This window comes from Nocardia sp. CA-107356, from assembly GCF_050946365.1.
GTDB lineage: Bacteria > Actinomycetota > Actinomycetes > Mycobacteriales > Mycobacteriaceae > Nocardia.
Map to the genome: position 1 here is coordinate 1,058,150 of NZ_CP191992.1, position 16,109 is coordinate 1,074,258.

A 16,109-nucleotide genomic window follows, 5' to 3' on the forward strand; every position below is an offset into this window, starting at 1 on the left:
GGTGCAGGTCACTGTTGTGCTATTCAAATTGTCCAGCATCAGGGGTGACTTCCTAGCCGAATTCGCCACAGTGTCTATCGAAAATCGGTGATGTTGCCTATCCAGGGGGGTGGCGATTTCCTTGGATCATGACCATCGAGCACCTGCCGAATTCCCAGCGCCATTCCGGCCCGCTGCCCACCGACGGTGAGCTGCGCCGGCTCGTCGGACTGGTCGATCATGACGACAGCGTCGATCCGTTCCCGGTCATCGGCTGGGACGCGCTGGTCTGGGTGGTCGGCAACGCGACCCAGACCGCTCACTTCCTGGAATCCGCCTTCGGTATGCGGCTGGAGGCCTACTCGGGCCCCGAGACCGGCAATCGCGATCACAAGGCCTATGTGCTGCGCAGCGGCGCGGCCAGATTCGTCATCACCGGCGCGGTCGCACCGCACAGCCCGCTGGTCACCCACCACGACCGGCACGGCGACGGCGTCGTCGATATCGCGCTCGAGGTTCCGGATGTGGACCGCTGCGTCGAATGGGCGCGCACGCAGGGCGCCACGATCCTGGCCGAACCGCATGACGACACAGACGAATTCGGCACCGTCCGCTCGGCGGCGCTGGCCACCTACGGCGAGACCAGGCACACGCTGATCGACCGCTCCGAGTACTACGGGCCGTATCTGCCCGGGTTTGTCGCCCGCGGCTCCGGCTATCAGCCGCGCCCCGGCACTCCGACCCGGCTGTTCCAGGCCATCGACCATGTCGTCGGCAATGTCGAACTGGGCATGATGGATCAGTGGGTCGAGTTCTACCGCCGCGTCATGGGTTTCACGAATATGGCCGAATTCGTCGGCGACGATATCGCCACCGAATATTCGGCGCTGATGAGCAAGGTCGTGGCCAATGGCAATCACCGGGTGAAGTTCCCGCTCAACGAGCCCGCGGTGGGTAAGAAGCGCTCCCAGATCGACGAATACCTCGAGTTCTACTGCGGCCCCGGTGTGCAGCACATCGCATTGGCCACCAGCGACATCCTCGAATGCGTCGACGTATTGCGCAGGGAGGGCGTCGAATTCCTCGAAACTCCCGACACCTACTACTCCGATCCCGAACTGCGCGCCCGCATCGGCCACGTCCGCGTCCCGGTGCAGGAACTGCAGCGCCGCGGCATCCTGGTCGACCGCGACGAGGACGGCTACCTACTGCAAATCTTCACCAAACCGCTCACCGACCGCCCGACCGTCTTCTTCGAACTCATCGAGCGCCACGGTTCCCTCGGCTTCGGCAAGGGCAACTTCAAGGCCCTGTTCGAGGCGATAGAGCGCGAACAAGAAGCCCGCGGCAACCTCTGACCGCGCTCCGGTCCGTCAGATCACCGCACTCCCAACCCCGACGGAGTGAGTCTTACGAGCGACGAGTTCGTGGCCCGTCTCACATCCGAGCCGTCGAAGCGCACATGACGAGGTCTCGAGTCTCGACGGCTGGGCCGGTGCACGCCGGGTATTGACGATCCGCACCTCGGCGACCACCACGGAGTGAGTCTTACGAGCGACCCGTTCGCGGCCCGTCTCGCGTCCGAGTCGTCGAAGCGATGCGCCGCAGGCGCGAGTCTCGACGGCTCGGACGCGAGACCAAGGGGGCCGCGAACCCGCAGCGCCGCAGGCGCTGCCAAATATTCAGTAGAGTTCACGGCATGCGGATCCCGTCGGCGATCGTCACCGGTCTGGCCTTGGCATTGATGCTGTCGGCCTGCGGCTCGGACGGTGACTCCGATTCCTCGAACGCCCCGCTGCGCCCGCCGCCGAAGGTCGCCACGCTCGGCCCGTTCGTCGGTGAGTGCGGCCATGTCACCGAACAAGAGATCCGCGATATCGCGGGGCTGAATCAGCTTGCGCGGGTCTACCGGAACTCGGTCGGCTGCAACTTCGAGTCCGCCGGACTCGCTTCGCCGAGTGTCACTTTCGCGTCGTATCGGGGCAGCCCGATCGATCGTGAGAAGGCCTGGGTCTCCAATGTCGGCCGCAATCCGGAGACCATCGATGTCGGCGGCCGCAAGGGATTCCAGGCGCTGGACCCCAGCGGTTCGGTCTGTGATCTCGCGGTGCAGCTCGACGACGACTTCTTCGAATGGTCGATGTCCTACGGACTGTTCTCCGAGCAGGGCAATCCGTGCGACCGGACGCGCAAGCTGGCCGAGTTGACCGTGCAGCGGTTGCAGTGAGGGGAGCACAGATGAGTTCACGTCCCGGCCTTCGGGTCGCGGCCGTCGCGGTCACGGTGTGCGCGGTCGCGCTGACCGTCGGTGGCTGCGGTCAGACCGTCAAGGGGTCGGCGCACCCCGCGGGCGGTAGTGGTGCCACCACGGTCAACACCAATTTCGACAAACTGCTGCGTGAATGCGAGGTGGTCGAACTCGACCAGATCGGTTCGGCGGTGGGCAATGCGCAGGTGGTCTCGCCGTCGTTCAACGGCGCGGTCTGCATGTGGGATGTCGAGGACGCGCCGGGCGGCTCGGCCATGGTGACCCTCAATTGGTACGAGGAAGGCTCGCTGAACAGCGAGAAGTCCAATAACGACAAGCTCGGCTACAACACCGAGAACATCACCGTGCAGGGTCGGCGCGGTCTGAAGACGACGCGTCCGAACGATCCCGACTCATGTGGGGTGAGTGCGGGCGCTGCCGACACCGGCATCATCGGCTGGTGGATCAACTACCGTCCCGGCGGACATCCCGATCCGTGCGCCGGTGCCCAGAAATTGGTCGAGTTGACCCTGAATCTGGCCAGGTAGCCCGGCGGGTGGTAGTGGCCCGGCGGCTGTGATGACCGACCCACTTTGACCATGTGTCGAGGCCACGGGTATCGTGGATCGCTGTGCCCGGAAGCATGCGGGCAAGTTCGTGCGCAAACGTAGGCCAGCGAGAGCGGCCGACCTTTCCGGCGTGCCCGGAATTCGGACTATGTCTTGCGTGCGACACGCCCGACCTCGGGACGCGAGAAACGTGGCCGGACGTGCGAGTGAAGACTCGATGACACAGACATGAAGTTCCAGACACCGCGTTAACTAATTAAGGAAAGCCGGTCTATGCCAACCATCAACCAGCTGGTCCGCAAGGGTCGTCGCGACAAGGTCTCCAAGACCAAGACAGCGGCCCTCAAGGGGAGCCCGCAGCGCCGTGGCGTGTGCACTCGCGTGTACACCACGACCCCGAAGAAGCCGAACTCCGCGCTGCGTAAGGTCGCGCGTGTTCGCCTGACCAGCGCGGTCGAGGTCACGGCCTACATCCCGGGCGAGGGGCACAACCTGCAGGAGCACTCGATGGTGCTCGTTCGTGGCGGTCGTGTGAAGGACCTTCCCGGTGTCCGCTACAAGATCATCCGTGGCTCGCTCGACACCCAGGGTGTGAAGAACCGCAAGCAGGCCCGCAGCCGTTACGGCGCCAAGAAGGAGAAGAGCTGATATGCCACGCAAGGGCCCCGCACCCAAGCGTCCGCTGATCAACGACCCGGTCTACGGGTCGCCGCTGGTCACTCAGCTGGTCAACAAGATCCTGCTGGACGGTAAGAAGTCCACCGCCGAGCGCATCGTCTACGGCGCGCTGGAGCAGGCGCGCGAGAAGACCGGCACCGATCCGGTCGTCACCCTCAAGCGCGCGCTGGACAACGTCAAGCCCGCACTCGAGGTCAAGCCGCGTCGCGTCGGTGGCGCCACCTACCAGGTGCCGGTCGAGGTTCGCCCCGGCCGCTCCAACACCCTGGCACTGCGCTGGCTGGTCAACTACTCGCGGGCTCGCCGTGAGAAGACCATGGTCGAGCGTCTTGCCAACGAGCTCCTCGATGCCAGCAACGGTCTCGGCGCTTCGGTGAAGCGTCGCGAGGACACCCACAAGATGGCCGAGTCCAACCGGGCCTTCGCGCACTACCGCTGGTGACGTCTGCCCGGCCCGTCGTTTCCGGGCCGGGAGGCACAGCCGGAATGCGGCACCAACCTGCCGCTTCCGGCGTTGACATAGAGACGACCACAGGGTCGTCCCCGAAAATCCCATCTAGCTACGAGCGGGGAAGATTTCCGTGGCACAGGACGTGCTCACCGACCTGAACAAGGTCCGCAACATCGGCATCATGGCCCACATTGATGCGGGCAAGACGACCACAACTGAACGCATCCTCTTCTACACCGGTATCACCTACAAGATCGGTGAAGTCCACGATGGCGCCGCCACCATGGACTGGATGGAGCAGGAGCAGGAGCGTGGTATCACCATCACCTCCGCGGCTACCACATGCTTCTGGAACGACAACCAGATCAACATCATCGACACCCCCGGGCACGTCGACTTCACCGTCGAGGTGGAGCGGTCGCTGCGCGTGCTCGACGGCGCCGTTGCGGTGTTCGACGGCAAGGAGGGCGTCGAGCCGCAGTCCGAGCAGGTGTGGCGTCAGGCCGACAAGTACGACGTGCCTCGGATCTGCTTCGTCAACAAGATGGACAAGCTCGGTGCGGATTTCTACTTCACCGTGCAGACCATCAAGGACCGCCTCGGCGCCAAGCCGTTGGTCATCCAGCTGCCGATCGGCGCTGAGGACACCTTCGAGGGCATCGTCGACCTGGTCGAGATGAACGCCAAGGTCTGGAAGGGCGAGACCAAGCTCGGCGAGAAGTACGAGATCGAAGAGATCCCGGCCGACCTCAAGGACAAGGCCGAGCAGTACCGCCAGGAGCTCCTGGAGACTGTCGCCGAATCCGACGAGGCCCTGCTCGAGAAGTTCTTCGGCGGCGAGGAACTCTCGATCGCGGAGATCAAGGGCGCCATCCGCAAGCTGACGGTCAACTCCGAGCTCTACCCGATCCTGTGTGGTTCGGCGTTCAAGAACAAGGGCGTGCAGCCCATGCTCGACGCCGTGATCGACTACCTGCCGACCCCGCTGGACGATGGTGGCACCGACGGCCACGTCCCGGGCAAGGAAGAGGAGATCATCCACCGCGACGCGAACACCAGCGAGCCGTTCGCGGCGCTGGCGTTCAAGATCGCCGTGCACCCCTTCTTCGGCAAGCTGACCTACGTGCGCGTGTACTCGGGCAAGGTCGACTCCGGTGCCCAGGTCATCAACTCGACCAAGGGTAAGAAGGAGCGGCTGGGCAAGCTGTTCCAGATGCACTCCAACAAGGAGAACCCGGTTGGCGAGGCCGTCGCGGGCCACATCTACGCGGTCATCGGCCTGAAGGACACCACCACCGGTGACACCCTGTGCGATCCGCAGAACCAGATCGTGCTCGAGTCCATGACCTTCCCGGACCCGGTCATCCAGGTTTCCATCGAGCCGAAGACCAAGTCGGACCAGGAGAAGCTGGGCACCGCGATCCAGCGTCTTTCGGAAGAGGATCCGACCTTCTCGGTCAAGCTCGACCAGGAGACCGGCCAGACCGTCATCGGCGGCATGGGTGAGCTGCACCTCGACATCCTCGTCGACCGCATGCGGCGCGAGTTCAAGGTCGAGGCGAACGTCGGCAAGCCGCAGGTGGCCTACCGCGAGACCATCACCAAGAAGGTCGAGAAGCTCGAGTTCACCCACAAGAAGCAGACGGGTGGCTCCGGCCAGTTCGCGAAGGTCATCATCGCCCTCGAGCCGTTCGTCGGCGAGGACGGCGCGACCTACGAGTTCGAGAACAAGGTCACCGGTGGCCGCGTTCCGCGCGAGTACATCCCTTCGGTGGACGCGGGCGCGCAGGATGCCATGCAGTACGGTGTGCTCGCGGGCTACCCGCTGGTGAACCTGAAGGTCACGCTGCTCGACGGCGCCTACCACGACGTCGACTCGTCGGAAATGGCCTTCAAGATCGCCGGCTCGCAGGCCCTGAAGGAAGCGGCCCGTAAGGCCGGTCCGGTGATCCTCGAACCGCTGATGGCGGTCGAGGTCATCACGCCCGAGGATTACATGGGCGATGTGATCGGCGACCTGAATTCCCGCCGTGGCCAGATCCAGGCCATGGAGGAACGCAGTGGTGCCCGTGTCGTCAAGGCGCTGGTTCCGCTCTCGGAGATGTTCGGTTACATCGGCGATCTGCGGTCGAAGACCCAGGGCCGGGCGAACTACTCCATGGTGTTCGATTCGTACGCGGAGGTTCCGGCCAACGTGTCGAAGGAGATCATCGCCAAGGCGACCGGCGAGTAGTACCCCGGTGGAGCAAGTGCAAGACTTGCAGCATGTCCCTCGGGGCAAGCGGCAAGCACTTGCTCCACCTAGCCGGGAGTCAAGTACGACCCCCAATTTGTAAACCGCACTGCTGCAACTGCACGCACCAACAAGTCCAGGAGGACACCAAGTGGCGAAGGCGAAGTTCGAGCGGACGAAGCCGCACGTCAACATCGGCACCATCGGTCACGTCGACCACGGCAAGACCACGCTGACTGCAGCGATCACCAAGGTGCTGGCTGACAAGTACCCGGATCTGAACGCGGCGTTCGCGTTCGATCAGATCGACAAGGCGCCGGAAGAGAAGGCTCGTGGTATCACGATCAACATCTCCCACGTCGAGTACCAGACGGACAAGCGCCACTACGCGCACGTCGACGCTCCGGGCCACGCTGACTACATCAAGAACATGATCACCGGTGCTGCTCAGATGGACGGCGCGATCCTCGTGGTTGCCGCTACCGACGGCCCGATGCCGCAGACTCGCGAGCACGTGCTGCTCGCTCGTCAGGTCGGTGTGCCTTACATCCTGGTCGCGCTGAACAAGTCGGACATGGTCGACGACGAGGAAATCCTCGAGCTCGTCGAGATGGAGGTCCGCGAACTGCTGGCCGCCCAGGAGTTCGACGAGGACGCGCCGGTCGTGCGTGTTTCCGGTCTGAAGGCGCTCGAGGGCGACCCGAAGTGGACCGAGTCCATCGTCGAGCTGATGAACGCGGTCGACGACTCGATCCCGACCCCGGTTCGTGAGACCGACAAGCCGTTCCTGATGCCGGTCGAGGATGTTTTCACGATCACCGGTCGTGGCACCGTCGTCACCGGTCGTGTCGAGCGCGGCATCGTCAACGTGAACGAGGAAGTCGAGATCGTCGGCATCCGCGAGAAGGTCACCAAGACCACCATCACGGGCATCGAGATGTTCCGCAAGCTGCTCGACCAGGGCCAGGCCGGTGACAACGTCGGTCTGCTGGTTCGTGGTATCAAGCGCGAAGATGTCGAGCGTGGCCAGGTCGTCGTGAAGCCGGGCACCACCACCCCGCACACCGAGTTCGAGGGTCAGGCCTACATCCTGTCCAAGGACGAGGGCGGCCGCCACACCCCGTTCTTCAACAACTACCGTCCGCAGTTCTACTTCCGTACGACTGACGTGACGGGCGTTGTGACCCTGCCCGAGGGCACCGAGATGGTCATGCCCGGTGACAACACCGAGATGTCCGTCAAGCTGATCCAGCCGGTCGCCATGGACGAGGGTCTGCGCTTCGCGATCCGTGAGGGTGGCCGCACCGTCGGCGCCGGTCGCGTCACGAAGATCATCAAGTGATTCACTGAATCGCTTTCGAACGGCGTCGCTCCGAAAGGGGTGGCGCCGTTCGGCATTTCGGGCATCCGACGGCGTCCGGCGCGAGGACGTGGCGCGCGGTCAAGTGGTCGTGAAACCCGGAACCATCACGCCCCATACCGAATTCGAAGGTCAGGTCTACATCCTGTCCACGGACGAAGGCGGCCGCCACACCCCCTTCTTCGGAGATGTTCGGTTATATCGGCGATCTGCGGTCGAAGACCCAGGGCCGGGCGAACTACTCCATGGTGTTCGATTCGTACGCGAAGATTCCCGCCAACGCGTCGAGGGACATCATCGCGGGACGACTCGCTGGCCGAAGTGCGGCGCCGCATCGAAGGGTGCGGCGCCGCTCGGGTTTTCAGTTCGGTCCACCCGGTAGTCCAGTCCATGACCGCCGGGGTTATCGCGGGAGCGCGCGAGTTCGGTTACCGTCGGGCAACGAGGTAAAGACCGCTTGATCGGAGGATGGAATGCGCAACTCGGCTTTGGCCGCCGTACTCGACGTCACCGAGGGGACGTTGCCGCACGGCATGCCGTATCTCGCGCTCGGATCCGGGCGGCCGCTGGTCTTCCTGCGCTGGTTCACCCCCGATCACGCCAATCCGACCGGATGGATGCGACAGTCCGAGATCAAGACATTGGCCCCGCTCGCGGCACATTTCCGGGTATACGCGGTGAATCGAGCGCCCGGGATGGCCGAGGGCACGACGATGAGCGATATCGCCGCCGAGCATGCGCGGGCATTGCACGACGAATTCGGCGGCCCCGTCGACGTTCTCGGCGTCTCCTCGGGCGGATCACTGGCACTACAGCTCGCGGCCGATCAACCCGCCGCGGTACGGCGACTGATTATCGCCTCATCGGGCTACACCCTGGAAAACGCCGCGCGCGAGGCGCAGCTGCACTACGGCGAGGCGGCGTATGCGGGCAAGCGTGCACTGCACCATATGGCGGCCGTCGGCTTCAGATCGCCGATCGCGCAGCGCCTCGCCGCGGCGGGCCTGTGGTTGGCCGATCCCTTTGCGCGCCCGCGGAATCCGGCCGACACCCTGGCCTTCATCCGCGCCGAGGACGCCTTCGACCTGACGGGTCGGCTCGGCGATATCACCGCGCCGACCCTGGTCGTCGGTGGCGACAGCGACAGCGCCTACAGCGCGGAAACCTTCCGGCGCACCGCCGACGGAATCCCGAACTCGCGCTTGATCATCTACCCGGATACCACCCACATCGGGGTCGTGAAGCGCTGCATTCCCGATGTCGTCGCCTTCCTCGCGGACTAGTTTCCGCAGTTGCTCGGCGCCGGTTCGCCGCGGAGGCGGGCGTCGAGCCAGTAGAGCGCGAAGGGTACCCCCAGCGCGGCGGCAGTGAGATGTTCGGGAGAACCGGTGACTTCGGCTTGCAACGTGACGCCCGCCGCGCAATACCGCCGGTCGACATTGATGATCGAGTCGACCGGAACGAGCGGGTCACTCGGCGAATGCCATTCGAAGATCGGTATTTTCGGGATGCCGTCGTAGAGTTCCAGACTGTTCTCCTCGACCACCGCCCTGGCATTCCGATCATCGGCCAGGGTCATATTCCTCGCGTAATCGCGGGCGCTGTGCCCTGCGCCGATGTAAAGGAGTTCGTTGGTGCAGGCGTTGGCTATCGCTGCGCGCGCCTCCATCCCGCGTTGATTCAGGTAGTCGCTGATCGGAAAGCGGTACGGATACTCCCGTTCCAGCCCGATACCGGCCGCCATCAACAGTCCGAATGCCGGATGTGGATTGACGTTGACAGATTCCACCATTTTCACCATATTCATCGGCACGCCGCCGATCGCGGCACCCACGATCTCCAGTTCGGGCGCGTACCTCGGCGCCATCGCGGCGGCGAATGCGGTCGCCATACCGCCGCCGGAATAGCCCGCCATCGCGATACTGCTGTGCGCCGCTTCGAGTTCGGGAACCTGGCGCACGGCGCGAATACCGTCCAGGGTGATCCGGCCGCCGAGCCGGGCCGCGCCGTAAGCGGCGGTCGGGCCGAGATGGTCGGGCAGTGCGATGCTCCAGCCGTAGACCAGCAGTGCGTTGAGCAGCACCGCCTCGCGGATCTGCAGAAGCGGATCGGAGGAGTACAGCGCGCGCGATACCGTGCACTGCGTGCCGAGGCCGTTGATGATGTGCTGATAGGACAGGACCGGTCCATCGGGGCGGTGCGAATGCGGTGTCAGCACCGTGGTCGTCGCCGCGATCGGCTGCCCGGCGGAATTGGTCGAACGGAATTTGATCAGCGTGACGTCGGTTTCCGGGAAAATCAGCAGCGGTGGCATCGGCCGCGTCGCGAGCACCTCACCGGGTTTCTTACTCGCCAGATTCGGTGGTGCCGCATAGAAGGGGTCGGGGTCCGGAATCGGATATATCGGAGCGGCCTGGGCGACGCTACCGCCCAGGGATGTCGCCGAGGCACCGACGAAGAGGCCGACAATCAATGCGCGCGTCGCGAGACCGGTGAGAACTCGGAGGGTTCGATTGATCTCCACAAGCGGAAGGTCTATCACGCGTCCTGGACTACTTTGGTTAAGGCGCGCCTTTCAGTTATTCGGCCGGAAGAAAACTCAGCCGAGCTGTGTCATACCCGCCGCTACAACCCGGGCGACATTGAAGATCTCATCGGCCGTCGGCAACGGCACCCCGTCGAGCGCGTGCAGCCGATCACTGCTGGCAATGGCGAACATCGCGGAAACCCAGGCGGCCGCGCAGGCACGCAGCGTGCCCGGCTGGACCGGAACGGGTGCGCTGGCCTGCAGCACCCGGGCGGTGACGTCGAGCAGTTGATCGCGCAGGCGGCGCAATTGGCGCCGCACGTCGGGATGGGTATCGGCCTCGCGCCACATGATGACGCGCAGCACCGACGAATGGTGATCACGCAGATTCAGCGCGGCATCGAGATTGACCAGGCTGGCCGCCGGATCGCCCGGCGCGACCACGGTGCCGATATCGCCGATCGGCTCTGCTGGCACCCGCTCGGCCATCAGCGTGGACAGGATCGAATCCTTGGTGGGGAAGTAGTAGAAGACCAGGCCCTTGGGCACACCGGCGCCTTCGGCGATGGCAGCGGTCGCGGTCGCGTCGAATCCCTGCGCCGCGAAAAGCCTTTCCGCGGCATCGAGAATGAGCTGACGGGCGTCGCCGTCGACTTTCGCGCTACGGCGCCGCCCGCCTCGCCGGGGTTTCGGCATCTGCATCAGTGATGCGGCGCCATATCGTGCAGCCGACCCGATACCGTCGGCAGCGCCGCCACCGCGACCACTACCGTCACCACGCCCACTACCCATGCGGTCCAGGATGCGCCGCGGTAGTCGGTGTAGTCCATCGCCCATGGGGAGATGAACAGCAATGCGCCGAACAGGCCCATCGCATAGTCGGCGGCCGTGAGGGTCGCCTGGTACATCTGCGCCAGGCCGGTGAGGGCGATCAGCACGCCCAAGACGATCAACGACCACATGCCGTTGTCGTTCGTGTCCACCCACAGGGGTGACAGCGCGGTAAAGACGCCCAGCACTACGGCCAGGAAGTCCTGCGCGCGACTTTCGGTGAACATGGTGTGCCTCCTCAGGCTCTGAATTGTTCTCCCTATTCAGATCTAACTCTGATTGACCGACCGATCAATATAGCTACGGACACGATTGCGCACCGATCGGTCGGTGATCCGGAGTGGTGGCCCTTACTGTGGTCTGCGACCAAGCAAAGGTTAGGGTGAGCTGCGTGTCACCCTCAGTAACGGATGCCAACTCGACCCGGCGACTGTCCGGCGCGACCGAAGGGAAGGTTGGATTGAGCGAGCGCAGCGAGCGACCAGAGACGCGGCGGGCTGGCCCGGTCATGCCGGAGCCGAGCGTCATCGAGGTGCAGGCATGAACGGGCCGATCGTCATTGTCGGAGCTGGTCTGGGCGGTCTGCGCAGCGCAGAGGAGTTGCGTCGCGCCGGATACGAGGGCGAGTTGATCCTCGTCGGCGAGGAATCGCGGCTGCCCTACGATCGTCCGCCGCTGTCCAAGCAGTTCGTGCGCGGCGAGACCGACGACACCACCCTGCGGCCCGCTGAATTCTTCGAGGAGAAGCAGATCGACCTGCGGCTGAACACCGAGGCGGTCGGCGTGGACACCACCGCGCGCCGGGTGCGCCTGGCCGACGGTGGCACCCTCGACTATGACCAATTGATCATCGCGACCGGTCTGCGGCCGCGCCGCCTGCCCGGGCTGCCCGACCTACGAGGCGTGCACGTACTGCGCGGACATGCCGATGCCACCGCGCTGCGCGCCGAATTGACCGGCGCGGGCACCGCGCTGGTGGTCGGTGCCGGATTCATCGGCTGTGAACTCGCGGCGAGCTTCCGGGCCAGCGGCGTCGAGGTCGTTTTGGTCGAACCGCAGCCGACGCCGCTGGCCTCGGTGCTCGGCGAACAGATCGGCGCGCTGGTGGCCCGCATGCATCGGGCCGAGGGCGTCGACCTGCGTTGCGGTACCGGTCTGGACACCTTCCTCGCCGACGATGCCGACCGGGTGCGCGGCGCCCTGCTCTCCGACGGCAGTGAGGTGTCCGCCGATCTGGTGGTCATCGGCGTCGGATCGCGTCCGGTGACCGAATGGCTCGCCGATTCCGATATCGCACTCGCCGAGCCCGCGGCAGGTGGCGGCGTGCTCGCCGACGAGGTGGGCCGGACCTCGGTCGCGGGCGTGTGGGTGGTCGGCGATGTCGCCGCCTGGTTGCACGAGACGGGGCTGCGCAAGCGCGTCGAGCATTGGACCAATGCGGGGGAGCAGGCGAAACTGCTGGCCTGCGCGCTGCTGGGCGCCGAACCGCCGACCGCGGCGCGGGTGCCGTACTTCTGGAGCGATCAGTACGACGTGAAGATCCAGGCGCTCGGCACCCCGAGTGCGAACGACGATATCTACATCGTCGCCGACGACGGCCGCAAATTCCTCGCCTATTACGCCCAGAACGGCAATCTGACCGGCGTGGTCGGCGCGGGGATGACCGGTCAGGTGATGAAGGCCCGCGCGAAGATCGCCGCGAATGCGCCGATCGCGGATCTGCTCGCGGCCACCCAGCCGTAGCGATCGCTGGCAAGTCGCTCGAAACGACCAGCACGGCGGCCGAGTAGGGCGTGATCGTCCGCTGTAATACGGTGGTCGGGTGATCGTCGCGCTCATCGATTCCGGGCTGGGGTTGCTGCCCACGGCCGCCTGGCTGCGCAAGCTGCGGCCGGATGTCGACCTGCTGCTCCAGTTGGACCCGGATGGCGCGCCGTGGGGACCCAAGCCCGAGCAATGGGTGACCGACCGGGTGGTCGACGCCGCGCGGAGCTCGGTTCGGCTCGGGGCGGAAGTGATCGTGCTGCCGTGCAATACGGCCAGCGTCACCGCCTTGGATGAGGTGCGCGCCGAGGTCGGGCCCGGCGTCCCGGTTGTCGGCACCGTCCCGGCGATCAAACCCGCTGCGGCGGTCTGCAAGTCGGTCGCGGTGTGGGCCACCGCGGCGACCACGGCCAGCCGGTACCAGGCGGACCTGATCGCCCGCTTCGGCGGTGAGGCGAAGGTGCTCGGCATCGCCTGCCACGGTCTGGCGGATTCGATCGATCGCGGTGATCTGGTCGCGGCCCGCGATTCGATCGCGCGTGCGGCCGAGCAGACTCCGGCCGATGTCGAGGGTGTGGTACTCGGCTGCACACACTATCCGCTGGTCATCGATGCCATCGTCGCCGCACTGCCCGATGGTGTTCGGCTATTCGACAGCGCACAAGCCGTCGCGGCACAGACGATTCGGCGGATGGATGCGCTCGGCAGGCCGACCACCGGCAATGGTGTGGTGGTGGTGCACAACAGCGGTAGGCCGGGGGAATTGCCGGTCAGCGCCGCGGCTTTCGAATCGGGGCGGATCCTGGGAGCACCGGGATAGGGTTCACCGATGGCCGAAGCCCTACCTACTGCCGCCGCGGTGCACGCGGCGCTGACCGAGGTCGCCGACCCCGCCGATGCCAGCCATCTGCAGCGGTTCTTCAAGACCGGGCCCGGTGAGTACGGCGAGGGTGATGTCTTCATCGGCGTCCGGGTGCCCGTCACGCGATCGATCGCGAAACGCTTTGCGGCACTTCCGCTCGACGAGATCGACGCGCTGCTGGACAGTGCCGTGCACGAGGACCGGCTGGCGGCGCTGATCATCCTCAATGCCAGATTCGGCAGGGCGAGCACACCGCGCACGCTCGATATCGACGGGCAGGCGACGATGGTCGAGCTCTATCTCGCCGCGGTGCGCCGGGGTCGAGTGAACAACTGGGATCTGGTCGACGTCTCCGCCGAAAACGTCATCGGCCCTTGGCTGCTCGATCGTCCACGCGACCTGCTCTTCGAACTCGCGCGCGCGGATTCCCTCTGGGAGCGCAGGGTGGCGCTGCTGTCGAGCTTCGCATTCATCAAGGCGGGTGACGCCTCGACCACCCTCGAACTCTGCGAACTACTTCTCGACGACCGCCGCGACCTGATCCAGAAGGCGCTGGGCTGGATGCTGCGCGAGGTCGGCAAGCGTGTCGACGAGCGACTATTGACCGGCTTCCTCGACAAGCACGCCGCCGATATGGGCCGCACCGCACTGAGCTACGCGACCGAGCGCATCGATCCCGCCCTGCGCGTACATTACCGCGAGCGGTAACCGGTTGCGCCGGATCAGAATTGGATGCGCAGGTGGTCGGTGACCGGATGCGCCTGGCAGCCGAGGATATAACCGTTCTCGATATCCTCGGGATCGAGGATCTCGGCATTGTCCATCTCGACCTTGCCCTCGAGCACCGTGCACGCGCAGGAACCGCATTCGCCCTCCTGGCAGGAATACGGCACATCGAGACCCTTCGAGAGCATGATGTCGACCAGGGTCTGTTTGCGCGGCCACTTCAGTTCGTGCACCTCGCCGTCGAGTTCGACCTCGACGGTGGCCGCGTCGGCAGCCTCCGCATCGGTCACCTCGACCGGCGCCTGATCCGCGAACGGGTCTCCCGCAAGGGAATTGAACGTCTCGGCGTTGGTGCGCGAACGCGGTACGTCGAGTCGGGCCAGTGCGTCGTGCACCCGGTCCATGAACGGCTTCGGCCCGCACATGAAGGCGTGGTAGCTCGTATACGGTGCGACCAGTGTGGCCAAACCGTCGGCGGTCGGCAGCCCCTGCAGATGCTCCAGCCAGTGGATCACGATGAGCCGCTGCGCATGCTTCTCGGCCAGTTCACGCAGCTCGCCGGCGAAGATCACCGACTCGTGATCACGATTGGCGTACACCAGCACAATTCGGCCGTTCCCGCGCGCCAGCGCGGATTTCAGGATGGACATCACCGGCGTGATGCCGCTGCCCGCGCCGAACAGCAGCAGATCGTCGTCGAGGTTCTTCGGCGTGAAAACACCCGAGGGCGGCAGTACTTCGATCTGGTCGCCCGCCTTGACGTTATCGCAGACCCAATTGGACCCGTAGCCGCCCACGGTGCGCTTGACGGTTACCTTGGGCAGGTCGTCGGTGTACGGCGAGCTGGCCAGTGAATAGCAGCGCGCCACCGAGCCGGTGAGGTCGCTCGGGATGCGCAGGGTGAGGAACTGTCCCGGCTGATAACTGAAACGCTCGCGCAGTTCGTCGGGCACGTCGAAGACCAGCGAACAGGTGTCGGCCGTTTCGGTGATGACCGCGGATACCCGCAGCACGACCGAACGTGAACCGTGTGGAACTTCGACGGTGGTCATGATTCCGCCTCGCTAGCGCTCGGCTCCGTCACGACCACCGAAGGTGCTGTGTCGATGGTTCGCTCGCTGCTGCGCTCGCTCACACTGTCGTCCTCTCGAACCCAACCAAAACTAGAACGTGTTTCAGTTTCATCGTACGTCGAGATCCCGCTGACGGACAAGCTGGGCCTCCAGACCGTCGATCAGTACCTCCATGCCGAAGTCGTAGGCATACTTCCCGCGCAGGTCCGCCATGTATTTGGTAGCGCGCTCCACCGACTCCGGCAGTGCGACCTCCGACAGCGGCGACCGGTCGCGCGGATTCACCCGTCTGCGGCCGAACAGGTAGGTGTGGATCGTCGCGTACGCGGCGAGCACATTGCGATCGTTGAAACCCGCCTCGAACAGGATCTCCATCACCGCGGCGATCAGATCGAGCTGCTTGCCGAGCATCTGCTCGATCAGCACATCGCCGAGTCCGGGATGTTTGCGCAGCTTGTCGTCGATCTGGTCGATCAGATCGCGCAGCCGGTGCTGCCATGGCCCGGAATGGGCCGGCGGCTTGCGAACTCCGGTCAGTGCCGCGCTGGCGACGAGGTCGAGTAGTTCGCGTTTATCGGCGACGTAGTAGTACGGCGCCATCGGCGAAACTCCGAGTTCGCGGGAGAGTCGACGCATCGACAACTTCTCCACGCCGTCCTCGCGGACCACGCGCAAGGCGGCCTCGACGATCTCGGATTCCGACAGTGTCCTGTTTGCGGCGTTCCCGGGCCCTACCTGATTACGCAAGCCGCCGCCTCCGGGCCTCGAGCTCGCACCGCGGGGTATTGCCGCCCCCGCTCATCTGCAT

At 65.0% G+C, this 16,109-nt stretch carries 16 protein-coding genes and 2 pseudogenes; 13 read left to right on the plus strand and 5 right to left on the minus strand.

Annotation, left to right across the window (positions count from 1 at the left end; all coding sequences use genetic code 11):
- Nucleotides 1–128 precede the first annotated feature (128 nt).
- The 10 genes and pseudogenes from hppD to ACQP1G_RS05135 all read left to right on the plus strand — a co-directional run bounded on the left by hppD (nt 129) and on the right by ACQP1G_RS05135 (nt 8,801).
- Complete coding sequence (gene hppD / locus ACQP1G_RS05090) at nt 129–1,337, plus strand: 4-hydroxyphenylpyruvate dioxygenase (RefSeq protein WP_433198844.1); 1,209 nt, start codon at nt 129–131, stop codon at nt 1,335–1,337.
- Nucleotides 1,338–1,678: 341 nt separating this feature from the next.
- Nucleotides 1,679–2,206 carry a DUF3558 domain-containing protein gene (locus ACQP1G_RS05095; RefSeq protein ID WP_433198846.1) on the plus strand — a complete coding sequence of 176 codons (528 nt, stop codon included), beginning with the start codon at nt 1,679–1,681 and terminating at the stop codon, nt 2,204–2,206.
- 11 nt (nt 2,207–2,217) lie between these two features.
- On the plus strand, nt 2,218–2,775 hold the full coding sequence (locus tag ACQP1G_RS05100; protein ID WP_433198848.1) for a DUF3558 domain-containing protein: 558 nt from the start codon (nt 2,218–2,220) through the stop codon (nt 2,773–2,775).
- Between the two features lie 294 nt (nt 2,776–3,069).
- Nucleotides 3,070–3,444 carry a 30S ribosomal protein S12 gene (rpsL, locus tag ACQP1G_RS05105; protein ID WP_019049359.1) on the plus strand — a complete coding sequence of 125 codons (375 nt, stop codon included), beginning with the start codon at nt 3,070–3,072 and terminating at the stop codon, nt 3,442–3,444.
- Between the two features lies 1 nt (nt 3,445).
- A complete protein-coding gene (gene rpsG, locus ACQP1G_RS05110) occupies nt 3,446–3,916 on the plus strand; it encodes a 30S ribosomal protein S7 (protein ID WP_040739280.1) in 471 nt (156 codons plus the stop codon).
- A gap of 139 nt (nt 3,917–4,055) precedes the next feature.
- Nucleotides 4,056–6,158 carry an elongation factor G gene (gene fusA / locus ACQP1G_RS05115; RefSeq protein WP_433198849.1) on the plus strand — a complete coding sequence of 701 codons (2,103 nt, stop codon included), beginning with the start codon at nt 4,056–4,058 and terminating at the stop codon, nt 6,156–6,158.
- Nucleotides 6,159–6,309: 151 nt separating this feature from the next.
- Nucleotides 6,310–7,500 carry an elongation factor Tu gene (tuf, locus tag ACQP1G_RS05120; protein WP_433198851.1) on the plus strand — a complete coding sequence of 397 codons (1,191 nt, stop codon included), beginning with the start codon at nt 6,310–6,312 and terminating at the stop codon, nt 7,498–7,500.
- A 70-nt stretch (nt 7,501–7,570) separates the two neighbouring features.
- A pseudogene (locus ACQP1G_RS05125) lies at nt 7,571–7,714 on the plus strand (elongation factor Tu); the annotation flags it as partial.
- Nucleotides 7,695–7,820 (plus strand): annotated as a pseudogene (locus tag ACQP1G_RS05130) (hypothetical protein); the annotation flags it as partial. The pseudogenes ACQP1G_RS05125 and ACQP1G_RS05130, both read left to right, overlap by 20 nt.
- Nucleotides 7,821–7,991: 171 nt before the next feature.
- Complete coding sequence (locus ACQP1G_RS05135) at nt 7,992–8,801, plus strand: alpha/beta fold hydrolase (RefSeq protein ID WP_433198853.1); 810 nt, start codon at nt 7,992–7,994, stop codon at nt 8,799–8,801.
- On the opposite strand, the gene ACQP1G_RS05140 is transcribed toward ACQP1G_RS05135, so the two are convergent.
- The 3 genes from ACQP1G_RS05140 to ACQP1G_RS05150 all read right to left on the minus strand — a co-directional run bounded on the left by ACQP1G_RS05140 (nt 8,798) and on the right by ACQP1G_RS05150 (nt 11,103).
- Nucleotides 8,798–9,991 (minus strand): lipase family protein, encoded by a 1,194-nt coding sequence (locus tag ACQP1G_RS05140; protein ID WP_433208170.1) that lies wholly within the window; start codon nt 9,989–9,991, stop codon nt 8,798–8,800. The two genes, ACQP1G_RS05135 and ACQP1G_RS05140, sit on opposite strands and share 4 nt — an antisense overlap.
- 126 nt (nt 9,992–10,117) lie before the next feature.
- Entirely contained in the window at nt 10,118–10,741 is a 624-nt protein-coding gene (locus tag ACQP1G_RS05145) for a TetR/AcrR family transcriptional regulator (protein ID WP_433198855.1), read from the minus strand.
- Between the two features lie 5 nt (nt 10,742–10,746).
- Nucleotides 10,747–11,103, minus strand: a complete 357-nt coding sequence (locus ACQP1G_RS05150; protein WP_433198857.1) for an SPW repeat domain-containing protein — start codon at nt 11,101–11,103, stop codon at nt 10,747–10,749.
- Nucleotides 11,104–11,416: 313 nt separating this feature from the next.
- On the opposite strand from ACQP1G_RS05150, the gene ACQP1G_RS05155 reads away from it, so the two are divergent.
- From ACQP1G_RS05155 to ACQP1G_RS05165, 3 genes are all read left to right on the plus strand, one after another.
- Nucleotides 11,417–12,619: an NAD(P)/FAD-dependent oxidoreductase gene (locus ACQP1G_RS05155; RefSeq protein WP_433198859.1), complete on the plus strand. Its 1,203-nt coding sequence runs from the start codon at nt 11,417–11,419 to the stop codon at nt 12,617–12,619.
- Between the two features lie 79 nt (nt 12,620–12,698).
- Nucleotides 12,699–13,460 carry a glutamate racemase gene (locus ACQP1G_RS05160; RefSeq protein ID WP_433198861.1) on the plus strand — a complete coding sequence of 254 codons (762 nt, stop codon included), beginning with the start codon at nt 12,699–12,701 and terminating at the stop codon, nt 13,458–13,460.
- A gap of 9 nt (nt 13,461–13,469) precedes the next feature.
- Nucleotides 13,470–14,210, plus strand: coding sequence for a DNA alkylation repair protein (locus tag ACQP1G_RS05165; protein ID WP_433198863.1), 741 nt, complete (start codon nt 13,470–13,472; stop codon nt 14,208–14,210).
- 14 nt (nt 14,211–14,224) lie between these two features.
- On the opposite strand, the gene ACQP1G_RS05170 is transcribed toward ACQP1G_RS05165, so the two are convergent.
- Nucleotides 14,225–15,280: a 2Fe-2S iron-sulfur cluster-binding protein gene (locus tag ACQP1G_RS05170; RefSeq protein WP_433198865.1), complete on the minus strand. Its 1,056-nt coding sequence runs from the start codon at nt 15,278–15,280 to the stop codon at nt 14,225–14,227.
- 129 nt (nt 15,281–15,409) lie between these two features.
- Nucleotides 15,410–16,048, minus strand: coding sequence for a mycofactocin system transcriptional regulator MftR2 (gene mftR2, locus ACQP1G_RS05175; RefSeq protein ID WP_433198867.1), 639 nt, complete (start codon nt 16,046–16,048; stop codon nt 15,410–15,412).
- Between the last annotated feature and the right edge of the window lie 61 nt (nt 16,049–16,109).